This is a genomic window from Pseudoalteromonas sp. UCD-33C, from assembly GCF_001306895.1.
Classification (GTDB): Bacteria; Pseudomonadota; Gammaproteobacteria; order Enterobacterales; family Alteromonadaceae; genus Pseudoalteromonas.
This window is the reverse complement of record NZ_LJTB01000015.1, coordinates 1-15,211: the sequence shown is the minus strand read 5'-3', so window position 1 is coordinate 15,211 and position 15,211 is coordinate 1. Positions and strand designations below refer to the sequence as shown.

General features: G+C 41.8%; 12 protein-coding genes. 5 read left to right on the top strand and 7 right to left on the bottom strand.

Annotated features, from left to right (window positions below):
- Positions 1-285: 285 nt before the first annotated feature.
- Positions 286-1,557 carry an L-fucose:H+ symporter permease gene (gene fucP, locus AOG26_RS18320; RefSeq protein WP_054563798.1) on the bottom strand — a complete coding sequence of 424 codons (1,272 nt, stop codon included), beginning with the start codon at positions 1,555-1,557 and terminating at the stop codon, positions 286-288.
- Positions 1,558-1,694: 137 nt separating this feature from the next.
- Here fucP and AOG26_RS18315 point away from each other — a divergent pair, with 137 nt between their 5' ends.
- The 3 genes from AOG26_RS18315 to AOG26_RS18305 all read left to right on the top strand — a co-directional run bounded on the left by AOG26_RS18315 (position 1,695) and on the right by AOG26_RS18305 (position 5,702).
- Complete coding sequence (locus AOG26_RS18315) at positions 1,695-2,912, top strand: AGE family epimerase/isomerase (RefSeq protein ID WP_054563797.1); 1,218 nt, start codon at positions 1,695-1,697, stop codon at positions 2,910-2,912.
- A complete protein-coding gene (locus tag AOG26_RS18310) occupies positions 2,912-3,865 on the top strand; it encodes a carbohydrate kinase family protein (RefSeq protein ID WP_054563796.1) in 954 nt (317 codons plus the stop codon). The genes AOG26_RS18315 and AOG26_RS18310 overlap by 1 nt, the downstream gene beginning before the upstream one ends.
- A gap of 100 nt (positions 3,866-3,965) precedes the next feature.
- Positions 3,966-5,702: a hypothetical protein gene (locus AOG26_RS18305; RefSeq protein ID WP_054563795.1), complete on the top strand. Its 1,737-nt coding sequence runs from the start codon at positions 3,966-3,968 to the stop codon at positions 5,700-5,702.
- Positions 5,703-5,729: 27 nt separating this feature from the next.
- Here the strand turns inward: AOG26_RS18305 and AOG26_RS18300 are convergent, their stop codons facing one another.
- From AOG26_RS18300 to AOG26_RS18290, 3 genes are all read right to left on the bottom strand, one after another.
- On the bottom strand, positions 5,730-6,254 hold the full coding sequence (locus tag AOG26_RS18300) for an RNA methyltransferase (RefSeq protein ID WP_054563794.1): 525 nt from the start codon (positions 6,252-6,254) through the stop codon (positions 5,730-5,732).
- Positions 6,254-6,751: a YcgN family cysteine cluster protein gene (locus AOG26_RS18295; RefSeq protein ID WP_054552059.1), complete on the bottom strand. Its 498-nt coding sequence runs from the start codon at positions 6,749-6,751 to the stop codon at positions 6,254-6,256. The genes AOG26_RS18300 and AOG26_RS18295 overlap by 1 nt, the downstream gene beginning before the upstream one ends.
- A 64-nt stretch (positions 6,752-6,815) precedes the next feature.
- Positions 6,816-8,639 carry a DUF885 domain-containing protein gene (locus tag AOG26_RS18290; RefSeq protein ID WP_054563793.1) on the bottom strand — a complete coding sequence of 608 codons (1,824 nt, stop codon included), beginning with the start codon at positions 8,637-8,639 and terminating at the stop codon, positions 6,816-6,818.
- A 147-nt stretch (positions 8,640-8,786) separates the two neighbouring features.
- On the opposite strand from AOG26_RS18290, the gene AOG26_RS18285 reads away from it, so the two are divergent.
- Both AOG26_RS18285 and AOG26_RS18280 read left to right on the top strand, forming a co-directional pair.
- A complete protein-coding gene (locus AOG26_RS18285; RefSeq protein ID WP_054563792.1) occupies positions 8,787-10,055 on the top strand; it encodes a Xaa-Pro dipeptidase in 1,269 nt (422 codons plus the stop codon).
- A 195-nt stretch (positions 10,056-10,250) separates the two neighbouring features.
- The gene (locus tag AOG26_RS18280) at positions 10,251-12,662 is read left to right on the top strand and encodes a TonB-dependent receptor (RefSeq protein WP_054563791.1); all 2,412 of its coding nucleotides are present in this window, start codon (positions 10,251-10,253) and stop codon (positions 12,660-12,662) included.
- A gap of 127 nt (positions 12,663-12,789) precedes the next feature.
- Here AOG26_RS18280 and AOG26_RS18275 read toward each other — a convergent pair whose 3' ends face one another.
- From AOG26_RS18275 to AOG26_RS18265, 3 genes are all read right to left on the bottom strand, one after another.
- On the bottom strand, positions 12,790-13,617 hold the full coding sequence (locus AOG26_RS18275; protein ID WP_200907877.1) for a hypothetical protein: 828 nt from the start codon (positions 13,615-13,617) through the stop codon (positions 12,790-12,792).
- A gap of 121 nt (positions 13,618-13,738) precedes the next feature.
- Entirely contained in the window at positions 13,739-14,200 is a 462-nt protein-coding gene (locus AOG26_RS18270; RefSeq protein WP_054563790.1) for a hypothetical protein, read from the bottom strand.
- Positions 14,201-14,315: 115 nt separating this feature from the next.
- A complete protein-coding gene (locus tag AOG26_RS18265) occupies positions 14,316-14,924 on the bottom strand; it encodes a potassium channel family protein (protein ID WP_054563789.1) in 609 nt (202 codons plus the stop codon).
- Positions 14,925-15,211 lie beyond the last annotated feature (287 nt).

The window sequence follows — 15,211 nt, the reverse complement described above, 5'->3', positions numbered from 1 at the left end:
CTTTGTCTTATAAAATTAAGCTAAAACTAGAAAAACGTTCCTTTTATTAAAGTACGCTTTCTTTGAAATTCAATTACTTTGTTAACGGCAGCCAATTCCACTTCTTAAGTCACATTAATAAAAAAGCAGCAAAAACCAATTGGAACGTTCCTGTTAATTATTACTTAAACCGTCCCTGAATACGTATTCATTAAATCATTTTGTCATCTAGTTTTTTCGGTATAGCAAAAAAATGGCACAAAAAAACCCCGCAACTCAGTGCGGGGTTTTTATTAATTGTTATTTTTAGCCGATGCGTTTTTTCCAGCTATCAGCTAAACGTACAACATTTAAGCCATACCAAGCGATAAATGCATAACAAATCACTGGTACGAAGAAGCTTTGTTGGATGTTTACTGTATCAGCGACTACACCTTGTACTAATGGTACTAAGGCACCACCAACGATTGCTAAACATAACCAACCCGAACCTTTACTAGTTAGTGAGCCTAAACCTTCAATAGCAACAGAGAAAATAGTCGGGAACATAATTGAGTTAAATAAACCAATCGCAAGTACAGAGTAAAGCGCCACATCACCTTCAGTGAAAATAGTCACTAACAGCAATACAATAACCATCATGGCATTAAAGAATAACGCTTTTGAAGGCGCAATCTTTTGCAGAGCTGCAGAGCCAATGAAACGACCCACCATTGCACCGCCCCAGTAATAAGCAATTAGGCTTGCAGCCGCATGCTCTTCAAGGCCAGCGATGTGTTCTTCACCAAAATAGTTTACTAAGAAGCTACCAATTGAAACCTCTGCACCTACGTAACAGAAGATACCTATAACACCCATCATTAAATGAGGTGCTTCGGCAAGGCTGTGGCCTTTCGCTTTACAGTCTTGCTCTTCTGTATGCTCTGCAATCACTGGTAATTTAAAGAAAGCAAATACTACAGCAATGGTCAGTAGTGCTGCTGCAAGCATAAGGTAAGGCACTTTTACAGATTCTGCAGTTGCTGCGTTTGCAGCTAATGTGCTTGCTGTACCAAAGAATAAAATACCACCCACATATGGACCAACTGTGGTACCTAGTGAGTTAAGTGCTTGTGCTAAATTTAAACGTGACGACGCCGTTTTTTCAGGACCTAACGCTACAACATAAGGGTTAGCAGATACCTGTAATACGGTAATACCAGCGGCTAGAACAAATAACGCACCTAAGAATAACCAGTACTCATGCACAACAACTGCTGGGTAGAATAACATACAGCCAATTGATGCTACGACTAAGCCGGTTAGTACGCCATTTTTGTAGCCCATTTTTTTAACCAACATACCCGCAGGTAGCGAAACAATAAAGTAAGCACCAAAGAAACAAAACTGAACAAGCATTGCCTCTGTGTAGGTTAAATCGAATACCCCTTTTAAGCGCGGGATCAACACGTCATTTAAAACTGTAATGAAACCCCATAAAAAGAACAAGGTTGTCATTGCTGTCAGTGGTAGCAGGTAGTTTTTATTTTGCTGCGAACCATCGGCGACAAACGATTGGTTTGTATTTATTTCACTCACGTGGTTTTCACTCCGTTAACAAGTTACCTTTGATTCTACACATTGAAGTAAAAATAGCACAAAGATTTACTAGGAACGTTCCAATATTTTTATTTCCTGCTATAGTTGCAAGATGAACACAGATTTATTAATAACCCATGGCCACAGCTGACTTTAAAAGCCCTGATTTTCTTAAGCAGCATATCCAAGATACTCTTGCTTTTTATCACCCCCATTGTGTTGATCATTCAGCCCATGGCTTAGCGGGCTTTTATCAGTTCTTTAAAAATAATGGCGCGGTTTACGATAAACACACTCGCCATTTAGTATCGAGTACCCGCTTTGTTTTTAATTACGCGATGGCGTATATCGAGTTTAAAGATCCAGAATATTTAAGCCTCACTAAACATGGTTTAGCCCACCTTGAACATGCGCATAAACAAGCATCTGGTGGTTATGCTTGGCTTATTGAGCAAGATGATAACGGCACAGTAACAGTGTTAGACGACACCAACCATTGCTATGGGCTTGCCTTTGTTATGCTTGCAAACGCGGTTGCTTTAAAAGCAGGGGTGAACGACTGCAAAAAAACTATTTCACAGGTATGGGATTTATTAGAGCAGCACTACTTTGAACCACAGCATAATGCCTATTTAGATGAGCAAAATGCCGATTTTAGCTGTGCAGATGACTATCGCGGCCAAAATGCCAATATGCATTTATGCGAAGCCTTACTCATGTGTTTTGAAGCAACTAACGAGACCCGTTATTTAAAACGCGCTAAACAACTTGCCGAAACTTTTACCGTAAAACTGGCAGCCCACAGCCAGCAGTTGGTGTGGGAGCACTACTCTAAAAATTGGCAAATCGATTTAGATTACAACAAAGATGACCCGCAGCATTTATTTAGACCTTGGGGATTTCAACCAGGTCATCAAACTGAGTGGGCAAAACTATTACTTATTTTAAACCGCCATATTGATGAACCTTGGCTGGTAACGCGCGCTAAAAGCCTGTTTGATGAAACCCTGAGCATCGCGTGGGATCAGCAACATGGGGGCATTTTCTATGGCTTTGCACCAAATAAACAAATTTGTGATAGCGATAAATACTTTTGGGTGCAGGCCGAATCATTAGCCGCAGCAGCCCTACTCGCTGATGCCACAAATGACGAAAGCTATTGGCAGTGGTACGAAAAAATTTGGCAGTACAGTTGGCAACATATGGTAGATCACCAATATGGTGCGTGGTATCGCATTTTATCAGCACAAAACCAACCATACAGTGACGAAAAATCGCCAGCAGGCAAAACCGACTACCATACTATGGGTGCCTGCTACGAAGTATTAAGAACCTTAACCTTGAGGAATGCATAATGAGTTTAGTGTGTTTTGGCGAAGCATTAATCGACTTTTTATCTGATGGTAAACAACCAGAATCATTTACCAAATACGCAGGTGGCGCACCAGCTAATGTGGCTGTTGCAGCAGCAAAACTAGGCCTAAACACCAGTTTTTGCGGTATGTTAGGCGATGATATGTTCGGTCACTTTATTAAACAAGAGCTTGACCAGCATGCAGTAAACACCCAGTACTGTACATTCACCGATGCGGCTAAAACAGCATTGGCGTTTGTATCACTTGATGACAGTGGCGAACGCTCATTTAGCTTTTATCGCCCACCAGCCGCAGATTTACTGTATCGAGTGGACGACTTTGACCATGCAATGTTTGCAAATCACGCCATCATGCATGTATGCAGCAACAGTTTAACTGAGCACAACATCTATCAAACCACAATTTATGGTTTAACTCAGGCGAAAAAAGCCGGTGCAATTTGTAGCTTTGATATGAATCTGCGCGAAAACCTTTGGCCAAGTATGCGCCATACGCTTGATAGAATGTGGCACGTTATATCACTTTCAGATATCGTGAAACTGTCATTTGAAGAGCTTGAGTTTTTAAATCAAAAAAGCCATCAAGAAATGCCACTTGAGCATACTATTGATGCCATTTTAAAGGCGGGTGTAACCTGTTTGCTAGTTACTAATGGCGGCGAAGCAATCAGCTTTTACCACGCAGACTTTAAAGGCCAAGTTAGCCCACCAGCTACAAAAGTGGTTGATACCACAGCCGCAGGCGATGCGTTCATTGGCGGCATGCTCTCAAAGATTGGTCAGCACTGTGAAAACAAACAAAGCTTTAAAGCGTTTTGTCAAACTCCAGATAATATCGAACAAACCATTGCTTACGCAGCGAAGGCCGGCGCTTTTGCTGTAAGCCGTTATGGTGCATTTGCATCATTACCTAGCGCCGAAGATCTTTTATAACAGCTCATAATTGCTTACAAATCTATTAAGCACTCTAGTGGAGAGTGCTTAAATTTCATGGTATGTTTTTTAACTAATTAAAGAAAAAGGAATTCATCCTATGAATAATAAGCTTCTTGCTGGGGGCGCGATTGCCATTGTTGCAGGTGCGTTGTTGTACTCACAAAATAAAGCCAGTGTTGATGTAGATTTACCAGAGCTTGCATACGTACCTGCCGATACGGCGGTTTTTTATGGTCAACTTAAACCCTTTCCGTATAGCAAGTATTTTGCGCTTATGCCAGATGCAATGAAAGGTACTAGCGATTTAACGCCCATCATTGCTGAGCTTAAAACTGTTGATGATAAGAATGCCCTATTCCTTGCATCACTGATGGAAAAATACCAGCAATCACTGAGCTCTTACGATGCCTTTAAATCGGTTTGGGGTTTTGGTGATGACTACAAAGGCATGATGTATGCGCAAGGTTTAATGCCGATTGTGCGCTTTCAGGTCGCAGATCAAAGCAGCATTATCAATAGCATTAAACAATCAGCTGATGAAGCCGGTATTGCTTATACAACTGAAAGCCTTGAAGGCGTAAGTTACACGCGCTTTGCGATTGAGCTTGAAGGCTTAGATAACTTCAACCTAATTGCATCAACTCACAACAATTGGGCTACCATCACGCTAACCACTGCGCTTTCTAATGAACAAGATTTACGTATTGCCCTTGGCGTAGAAAAACCGGCTCAATCACTAGCTGAAACTAAAAAGCTACCTGAGCTTATTAAAACTTTCTCGCTTGATGGTAACTCGGTTGGCTTTGTTGATCACCAACGTATCGCCAATGCTGTAACAGGCAAAGAAGACTCTCGCTTACACCAGATGCTCAAAGAGCTACTTGATAAAGCCCAGCAAGCAAATGCGTTAGCAATGATTTCAACTCCTGAGTGCCAAGATGATATTGCTGCCATTGCCGCTAAATGGCCTGCGACTGTATCAGGCACAACAAAAACACGTATTACAGCCGACTACGCTGACTTTGACGTAAAAGCAGTACTGCAAAGCACAGATCAAGACTTACTTAATACTCTTCAAGCCGTACGTGGCTTTGTACCAAAACATACCACTGGGCTTGACGGGCAAATGATGAGTGTTGCTTATGGTATTGATGTAGCAAAAGTCCTGCCGCTAGCCAACACATTAACGGGTGCAATTAAATCAGCTGAGTTTAACTGTGGCCCAATTGTCGCACTACAAAATGAAATGCAAGAAGTGAGCACTGCTGGCCTTGCTATGGTGTCGGGTTTTGCAAATGGCGTACAAGGCATGAGTGTAAGCGTTCAAGATGCTGCATTGACCATTGATGACTACAACGGCCCACAAATTGATAAGCTTGATGCCATTGTTACTCTATCGGCGACCGATGCCCATGGCTTGTATTCAATTGCGCAAGGTTTTGTACCGCCGCTTGCTAACATAAAACTACCAGCCAATGGTGATGCAGTGTTGATCAATGAATACATTCCATCGCCTGTGCCACTTAACTTTGATATTAAAATGGCCCTTAAAGGCAATCATATTGTGATTTTTACGGGTGATAAGTCAGCGCAGATTGCCGAGACTTTAGAGTCGCAAAGTGTCACTAAAAATGGTTTTGTGAACATGGCATTCGACGTTCAAAAAATCTTATTACCTTTACTTGATACGATTGCATCAACGGGTCAATTAAGTGATGAAGAAATGGCTGAGCTTGATTCCCTACGCGAGCAACCTGTCGGTGTTTATTTTGCCACAGACATTACTGACAACGGCATTGGCCTTGAAAGTAACGTACAAATTACTAAAAAGTAGCTTTTGAATTTGAATCTAAAAAGAGCGCTATTTAGCGCTCTTTTTTTGTTGCCATTTTAGTGAGTTGTTGGTGTCACGGCTATTACAAATGGTGTCGTTTGAACTCTCAATACCACCGAGTTTGGCAAGTCGGTCGTATAGCACCACATTGCAGGTTGCGGCTAGGTTCATACAGCCTATAGTTGGCACATACACTACTTCATCACACCATTTCAGCACGTCTTTACTGACCGAACCATCTTCAGGGCCAAATACATAAAATGCGTTTTCAGGGTGCTTAAATTCAGGCAGCGGCGTTGCACCTTCAACAAGCTCAATCACCACCGTTGTGGCACCCTCAGGCTTTGCTTGCTCTAGGCTTTCGACTTGCGTTAGCGGAATATGCTCAAGTACATTTTTGGTATCGGTGTGATACTTATTAGCGCGTAAATAGCGGCTACCAGTAAAAAACACCTGCTTAGCATTGTAACAACCCGCGGCACGTAATACCCCACCCACATTCGTTGGGCTTTTTGGGTTTAATAAGCCAATGCTTGCTTTAAGTGTGCTCATTAATCAATGTCTCTGGTTGGCCATTCGGCCACGTACAGATCAAAGTCATCAAGGTCTACATCACAGTCTTTCACTGTTTTGTCACGCACAGAAATACCTAACTCATGCATCATATCTTTACTGCCACCGTTCAGTAGCGGGTGCCAAGACGCAAGGCCACGGCCTTCGTAAAGGCGGCGGTAGCTACAGCTTTGCGGCATAAAAAAGATATCTTTGAGGTTTTCTTTAGTGAGCTTTACACATGAAGGCACCAAGGTTTGGCGGTTCGCATATTCGCTGCACCCACAGGTGTCGTTGTCTAGGTATTGGCAAACAATATTAGTGAAGATCAGTTCTTCACCCTCGCGAAGTTGATCCGTTGCGGTAAATTCATCTTCGTCTTCACTGTCGATAAATGTGTTTAAACAACATTTACCACAGCCGTCACAAATGGCTTCCCATTCGGGTTGTGACATTTGCTCAAGCGAGCGCTTAAGCCAAAATTGATCTTCTAACATGGTATTACTCAAAGCCCCTAAACAGCGCGCATTCTAGCGTAAAGCCAGCATGCGCGCAAAGGTGCTATTTTTGCTCGTTAACCCAACGCTTAATTTTCTCTTCAAGAATTGGCATAGGTAATGCGCCATCAATCAGAACTTGCGTATGGAAAGCTTTAATGTCGAACTTATCGCCTAGCTCTTTGCTCGCGAAGTCACGTAGTTCTTGAATTTTGAACTGACCTAACTTGTACGACAGCGCTTGGCCCGGCCATGCAATGTAACGCTCAACTTCAGCAATAATGTCGCTTTCGGCCATTGATGAGTTAGCCAACATGTAATCAATACCTTGTTGACGTGTCCAGCCTTTTGCGTGGAAACCAGTATCAAGCACTAAGCGCATTGCACGTAATTGCTCATCTGATAAACGGCCGTACCACATGTAAGGGTCGGTAAATAAGCCAAGCTCTTTACCTAAGCTTTCTGCATACAATGCCCAACCTTCTGCAAATACCGTGTAGCCACCGAATTTACGGAACAGCGGTAATCCTTCAATTTCTTGCTGCAAGGCAATTTGAAAGTGATGACCCGGCGCGGCTTCGTGAATAGATAAGGTTTCAAGTAAAAACTTAGGCTGCGCTTTTAGATTAAAGGTATTGATATAGAAAATACCTGGGCGTGAGCCATCTGGCGCTGGCGACTGGTAAGATGCACCCGCAGCAGATTCAGCGCGGAAATCTTCAACTGCTTTTACAACGTATGGCGCTTTTGGCGCAATATCGAACATTTGCGGCAGCTTAGCATCAATCTTTTCTTTTACTGCTTCGTACGCAGCAATTAGCTCTTCAGGCGTATCGTAGTAAAACTCATCTGAGGTTCTTAGGTGTTCAAAAAACGCTTTTAAATCGCCTTCAAAACCGACTGTCTCTTTGACTTTTTTCATCTCAGATAAGATGCGCGATACTTCGCTTAAGCCAATGTCATGAATTTCATCGGCGTTTAGGCTCAGCGTAGTATGCTGTTTAATTTGATACTCATACCATGCTTTACCATTTGGCAGGTCGCTGTAACCAATGCTTTCACGGGCATTTGGAATGTATTCATTCGCTAAAAAGTCAGCCATTTTTTGATACGCAGGCACTAAACGCTCGCTGATCATCGCCGTGTACGCGCTTGTTAGCTGTGCTTTTTGCTTGTCGCTGAAAGACTCAGGTAACTGAGCAATTGGCCCCCAGAATAATGACTCTTCTGGTTTTTCTACGATATGAGTTTGAAATTGCGGTAATAATTTTTCAGCAAGCGGCTTAGGAAGAACCACTTTGTCTTTCATGCCTTGGCGCATTGATTGCTCAACACTGTCTAACCACGCGATGAAACCATCAGCACGTTTTTCAAATGCTTGATAATCTTCAACCGTGTTAAAAGGCTGTGCACTTTGCCCAGAACCTAACGCAGCAAAGGTATTGTGCGCCCCGCCCATTTGGTTAATTGGCATTAAGTAACTTGGAAACTGAGCGCCTTCAATCGCAAGGTCTAAATCGCGGGCTAGAATTTCGTAGCTCAATAATGATTGACCTGTTAATTGCGCCTTGTCGATATTTGCTAGTTTGTTTTTGTATTCTTTAACAAAGTTAAGCTGCTCATCGCGGTTTGCTTTACTAATAGGTGCAATAAATTGGTCGTTATATTCGCTACGGCCAATGTAAGTACCACCAATTGGATTAAACTTTAAGCCTACTTCAAAGTAGTCTGCTAGTAATGTATCAAGTTGCTCTGTGGCTGACGTTGCGCTTGGTGCTTGTTTGCTTACTTCTTGAGTTGGTTTTTCGTTGCTTGGCGTTGATTCATTACAACCAAGTAATGCAAACATCACCGCTGAACTAAGTAGTGCTAGTTTTACGTTTTTCATTCTTTCCCTGCCCTTATATTAAGTACGCGTAAATTATGAGGGTTTAGTTCCCTATTTAGCAAGTATCGCTGCAACTTATCGCAGTTTATTTACACTTTGTAAGCTGATTGCTAGAGTGGCGGCTCGACTTACCAATTTTGAATAAAAATGAAAAAGACAGCTCTTGCTATTAGCTTAGGCCTAGCCTGCCTAACCTCTTTAAATACCTACGCAACCACCTACTTATCGGCAAAATCCATGGTAGATGTAAATTCAGGTAAACTGATTAAATCGCCACTTGTTAGTATAGATAATGGTCAAATTACAGCTGTACAAAGCAATAAACAGCCTAGCTTAAAAGGTGGCGATAAGCATATTCAATTACCAGAATTGACTCTGGTGCCAGGTTTAATGGATATGCATGTGCATTTAACGAGCGACCCTACCGTGCCGCGCAGTGAGCGAATTGGTCAATCGATTCCGCGCAAAGCAATTAAAGCGGCGCATTTTGCCGAAAAAACACTGTATGCAGGTTTTACAACGCTGCGTAACTTAGGCGCAGAAGGCTACAGCGTGATTGCAGTACGAGATGGCATTAACGCAGGCGATATTGTTGGCCCACGTATTTGGGCGGCTGGCCCGTCTTTAGGTGTTACTGGCGGTCACTGCGATAACAACCGTTTACCACCAGAAATGAAATACACCGCCGAAGGCGTTGCTGATGGCCCATGGGCTGTGCGCGCTAAAGTACGTGAAAACATTAAGTACGGTGCTAATGCCATTAAGTTTTGCGCTACAGGCGGGGTATTTTCAAAAGGCACAAAAGTCGGTATTCAACAATATAGCCAAGACGAAATGAACGCCATCGTTGACGAGGCTCATTTACGTGGCCTCACCGTTGCAGCCCATGCGCACGGTACCAGTGGTATTAAAGCAGCCATTGTTGCTGGTGTAGACAGTGTTGAGCACGTTAGTTTTGTCGATGACGAAGCCATTAAACTTGCGAAAAAACACGGTACTTGGTTCTCAATGGATATTTACAATACTGAGTACACCCTTGCCTTTGGCGAACAAAACGGGGTTGCAGAAGAAAACCTAAATAAAGAACGCCAAGTATCTAAAAAGCAACGCGATAGCTTTAGCCGTGCAGTAAAAGCAGGCGTAAACATGGTGTTTGGTACTGATGCAGCGATTTACCCTCATGGCGATAACGCGAAGCAGTTTTCGCGTATGGTTGAGTTTGGTATGACACCGCTGCAAGCATTGCAGTCTGCCACCATCAATAGTGCCAAACTACTTAAAGCTGATGATCAACTTGGCCAAATCAAAAGCGGTTTCTTAGCCGATATTATCGCCGTTAAAGGCAACCCGCTTGAAAACATTGCAGTACTAGAAGATGTACAATTTGTTATGAAAGACGGTAAAGTTTTTAAATAAGCTATTATGCTGGCTTTGCATGAGTGAAGTCAGCAACCCTTCTTTGTATCTATATCGTAAACAAAATTACCAATCACAAATCAGTTGTTAGCAACTTGTATCTAAATAAAGAAATTACCCAAAATAGATAAATAAAACTTGAAATGAAAATGGCTCGCATTATCATTGCCGAAAAATCTCGACAAATTACCTATAATGACGACACATAAATACTCAATTTTAGCCCTAGCCTGCTTAAGCGCATTCAATGCAACCGCCAACGATTTAGATTCAGTTGAACGTATTACCGTTTACGACAAACAAAACCGTGTAGTACTTGAATCTGGCCTTGCCACTAAATCAAATATGACCCTAATGGAAACGCCAGCCCCGGTTGTAGTTGTTGATCAAGAGCTTATCAACTCGCAAGGCGCAACAAACTTACAAGACTTAGTACGCAACATCAGTGGTGTAACCCAAGCCGGTAATAACTACGGTATTGGCGATAACTTAGTGATCCGCGGTTTAGGTGCAAACTATACTTACGATGGCATGTACGGCGGTGCAGGCCTAGGTAACACCTTTAACCCAACACGCTCAATGACCAATGTTGAATCTGTAGAAGTACTTAAAGGCCCTGCTACAGGCTTATATGGTATGGGTAGCGCAGGTGGTGTTATCAACCTTATTGAAAAGAAACCACAATTTACTGAAAAACACACTGTTAATGCCGAGCTTGGTCAATGGGATAGCTACTCATTAGGCTTTGATAGCACAGCAGCATTAACCGACAACCTTGCTTATCGCGTTAACGCAAAAACCGCTCGCAGCGATGGTTACCGCGACTTAAAAGACGACCGTGATGAAATTTATGGTGCGTTAAAATACGTATTAAGCGACAAACAAGACATCATGATTTCGGCCGCTTATATCAAAGATGCCATTGCCGTTGATTCAATTGGCCACCCTATTCGTATTTTTAACAGCGACTCAGTGAATGGTAAAACCGCAGGTGAAGTAACCGCTGCCGATTTAATTAACGATGCAACGGCAAAAGGCCTGCAACTAACCGATCAGCAACGTCAGCAATTAGCAGATTCACTGGCAGCAAATGATGGTTTAACACCTTATACCTTTGGTCATAACGGTATTATCTCGCCAATGGCGAATGATAACGAAGGCGAAGAGCTGCGCTTTAAGTTAACCCATAACTATTTTATTACTGATAATTTATTTTTAAATCAGCAACTACAATACCGTAATTACGAATCAAGCTTTGCCCGCCAAACGGGTGCTTATAACTATGTTTATTGGAACCGCAGAGGCGTGATCAATGCTGATCCGCGCGCTCCTTTAGTGGTTGATGACGTACTTTACCCATTTGCTGCTCGTCGCCAAGAGTACCGCCAAGTAGAAGCTGACGAAAAATCATGGCAATACTTTGCTGACTTGCGTTATGACTTTAGCTTTGCCGGAATCGATAACGAACTACTGGTAAACGCCAACTACGAAGACCGCGATATTCGTTTTAAACAATACTCAATTTACGATGCCGACAAGGTTATTAAAAACAAAGATGGAGAGGTTATTTACCAAGGTCAATTACCTTACATTTTTGATATTCGTAAGCCGAACTGGGGCGAAGGCAGCTTTTTTGATTACGACCCGCTAAAAACCAGCGATTACAACAAAAAAGTTCAAGCTTGGGGTGTAGGTATTCAACATGTTGCCTATATTCACGACACTTTCACAACCCGAGTAGGTGTTGCCTTTAATCGTATTAAACAAAGCTACGAACACTTTGGCGTTGATGCGCGCTACCGCGCTAGTGCCGCCGAGCCAACGCCAGAAGCAGATACATCAGACAGCGGTATGACCTACAACCTAGGTGCAACATACAAACTTAGCGATGATATTTCGTTCTTTGTAAACCACTCCAAAGGTCGCACAGCCTACAGCGTACTTGGTAGTGTGTCGGGTAACGAAGCAGACCGCGATGACGCCGAGTCAGTCAGTAACGACATTGGTATGCGTGTAAAAGCCTTTGATGATCAACTACTAGCATCACTTGTGGTATTTGATAGTGCTCGTACAAACCTTGAGTATGCCAACCCAGATTACGAAGCCGGTGTATCTGATGCCTCAGTACCAAAAAGCTTTTACGATGGTGAAGAGCAAACCAAAGGTGTTGAACTTGATTTAAATGCCGATTTAAATGAGCAGTGGAAACTTAACGTAAACGCGGTTTATCAAGACGCCCGCGATAAGAAAAACCCTAACTCATCATCTTTCGATACTCGCCAAAAAGGTGTGCCTTATGTAACAGCAAGCAGCTGGTTAAGCTATGACGCTAAATGGTTTGATTTAGCCGAGTCACTGACAATTAGCGCAGGCGTACAATATGTTGATGACCGCAGCACAAACTCAACCTCGTTTGGTATTCCTGATGGCTACGTACCGAGTTACACGGTTTACGACGCCGCAATTCAATACCAAACAGATGATTGGAAACTACAGTTAAACCTAAATAACTTGTTTAACAAAACCTATTACTCAAAAGCAATGTTCTTAGGCGGTATGCCAGGTGAAGAGCGTAATGCTAAATTAACTTTTAGCTACACACTTTAATTGTGAATTGATAGCAAAAAGCGCGGCTTAGTTGGGTCGCGCTTTTTTGTTTTTTTAGTGCGAGATTTTGATTAGTAACTTGTTTTTGGACAAAAGCAAGTTAGAGTATTTAGTCAGTAACGCTTGGTTAATTGGCAGACTGTTGCGAAGGTGTTTTTTCAACCGTAGCAGCAGGCTGTCCTATTGAACCACTTGTTATATCTCGTTGCTGACTTTCGTCACTTTTTAAATATTCGAATACAAAAGAACCAGTAATTGAGCCAGCAACTCCTAGCAAGAACGCAAATAAACTTGAAAGAAATAGAGCCCAAATTGGGTGACGCTTTACCTTTTCCAAGATGCGAAAATAAAGGTCTTTTCGGATCTTTTTAATATCTTTTTCCGCTGACTCTATGTCATCGTTTGACACACGATCTCGCCTAAGTTTTTCTTTGCATTCACCACAGATAATAGGATTATGGCATGAAGCGACTAAATCGGATTTAATGCCGTTCATATCGAAAATACAGCCACGCGTTTCGTCGTGAGTAAAATCGGTCATTTCATGAAATTCTGGAATTTTGTTACTGTTTCTTTTGTAAGCAAAGGTATAAGCAGTTAGCAGTCGGTATATAACGTTTTCCAAAGGAATATTAGAAAAGTTTAAGACGTCTTTAATTTCGTAAAATGTGAAAACAACTTGATTATTGCCTAGTCTTCGAGAATACCAATTGCCTTCCAGTGGGACATTTACAATTGCAATCATAAAGTCTGCGTTATTTAGATGAGGCATTTGTTTTATAACTAAGTCATCAGAAAACTCCCAATCAATGCCATCAGAATTGCACCGCAACTCGTGATTATCAACGTTCCCAACTACTTCAAATAATGAAGAAGAAAAATTTTTGAGTTTCTTTGGATCAAACTCCAAAGGTAAATGACCAATAGAAACTAGCTTAATCTTAACTTTGCTCATGAATTCCCTTTAGAGATATAACGCCCCATTAAGGGGCTGATAAATGCTTGGCTAAAATGTTAAGCGAAGCGGAATCGAGCCAAGCTTTAGCAGTCCCGCTTTAATGGCTTGTTAGGTGAAATTAGCGTCTTTGCTCATTATCATCTGGTGAAATGTTATTGGTTGAACCTTTACCTGAACTAGTGCCTTTAGCAATTGCAAAGCCTGAAACAGCTGAAAGTATTGGTAATCCAGCTTCTGCGCTAATTGTTTTAGTAATCATCAAAATAGCCAGAGTAATAACGATAAAAACAGCTAAAACTGTTTGCCCATAGATAGACCAAAATTCATTTCTTTTATCACGATGATCTGCATATGAGTCAACTAGTGCTTTAAGTTCGTTTGCACTGTTATGCTGGGAGTTTCCCAACAGCATATCTATAAGTCTGCTTTCTTTAACTCTTAACGCATCCCACAATGTAGCGGTATAGATTTGTTTTCCAAACCAAATGACGCCTGCAATTACAATAATTCCAAGAACCCCGAAAAATATCGAAAGCCAAAATGCTCCATCATTTAGTGCAAATGCTATTTGATTATCCACTGAATCTTCCTTTCACCTAACGCCCGAATAACAAGCTAAAAGAGCTTGGCTATAATTAGTGAGGAACGAACTAAGCCAAGCTTTTTTAGTCCTTTCGTTGATTCGCTTGTTAGGGCTATTTATCCAATCTGCCTGCGTAAATTGCAAAGCACACTATTAATAATATAAAGCCGCAAAACACTTCATAAACCGTTAAAAATTGAGGCCACCAATGACTTGGGCTAATATCCCCATATCCAAGAGTTGTGATTGTCACGCCACTGAAGTACAGTGCCTCAGCTATATTGCTTGGGGCGTTTCCCGAATTCCATACTTTCTCTGTCTGAGGAAGTAACAAAAAGAGCACTGCAAAATTTACAATTAACTCCAGATAGCTTTTAAGGGATAACTTTATTCTGTCGCTTGGAGATAAATTACTATCAGATTCTTTATCCTTATCCATTTTATCGAAAGCATCTTTTAGAAACGCCCAGAAAATCTCATTACACCGAGACAGTAAAAAATAAGACCAAAGGAATATGAGCGAATAACTCAACTCGTTATTCAGTTCAAGTTTGCCAATTGGCGTGGTGTACTCTTGATAAATGAGCAAACCAATAAAGCTTACAATCGCAATACCTAGGTAAATTGAATTCAACGATTTAATTACTTTGGTTCTATCGTATTTTGTTTTGAAAAATCTAGCTATCCCAAGTGTTGGAGATAGCAACATCATCGCTTTCATATATTCCTTAACTCATGCACCATCGATGTTCAATAGCCCTAACATTTTAGTATTTATGCGACACGCAGTTTGTGTTGCATAATCGCTTGTTGGACTGAGCCGCTACCTGCTCGGTGTGTCAGAGTTGGTGTTGTTTATGCTATGGGAATTTGCTTTTTCTGGCCTAAGCGATATCAAGCCAACGTTACTGGCGAGCCTATCGCATCTAAGCTATCCCTGCTTTACTCAGCGTTTATTATGCTTCCATTACACCTAAATTTGCCTTAAGAAGCAATTATATTTTTACG

Bases quoted from the DNA above. Each gene is read 5' to 3' on its own strand.
- AOG26_RS18280 (WP_054563791.1), top strand. From the start codon at position 10,251: ATGACGACACATAAATACTCAATTTTAGCCCTAGCCTGCTTAAGCGCA.
- AOG26_RS18275 (WP_200907877.1), bottom strand. From the start codon at position 13,617: ATGAGCAAAGTTAAGATTAAGCTAGTTTCTATTGGTCATTTACCTTTG.
- AOG26_RS18310 (WP_054563796.1), top strand. From the start codon at position 2,912: ATGAGTTTAGTGTGTTTTGGCGAAGCATTAATCGACTTTTTATCTGAT.
- AOG26_RS18285 (WP_054563792.1), top strand. From the start codon at position 8,787: ATGAAAAAGACAGCTCTTGCTATTAGCTTAGGCCTAGCCTGCCTAACC.
- AOG26_RS18300 (WP_054563794.1), bottom strand. From the start codon at position 6,254: ATGAGCACACTTAAAGCAAGCATTGGCTTATTAAACCCAAAAAGCCCA.
- AOG26_RS18290 (WP_054563793.1), bottom strand. From the start codon at position 8,639: ATGAAAAACGTAAAACTAGCACTACTTAGTTCAGCGGTGATGTTTGCA.
- AOG26_RS18315 (WP_054563797.1), top strand. From the start codon at position 1,695: ATGGCCACAGCTGACTTTAAAAGCCCTGATTTTCTTAAGCAGCATATC.
- AOG26_RS18305 (WP_054563795.1), top strand. From the start codon at position 3,966: ATGAATAATAAGCTTCTTGCTGGGGGCGCGATTGCCATTGTTGCAGGT.
- AOG26_RS18265 (WP_054563789.1), bottom strand. From the start codon at position 14,924: ATGAAAGCGATGATGTTGCTATCTCCAACACTTGGGATAGCTAGATTT.
- AOG26_RS18295 (WP_054552059.1), bottom strand. From the start codon at position 6,751: ATGTTAGAAGATCAATTTTGGCTTAAGCGCTCGCTTGAGCAAATGTCA.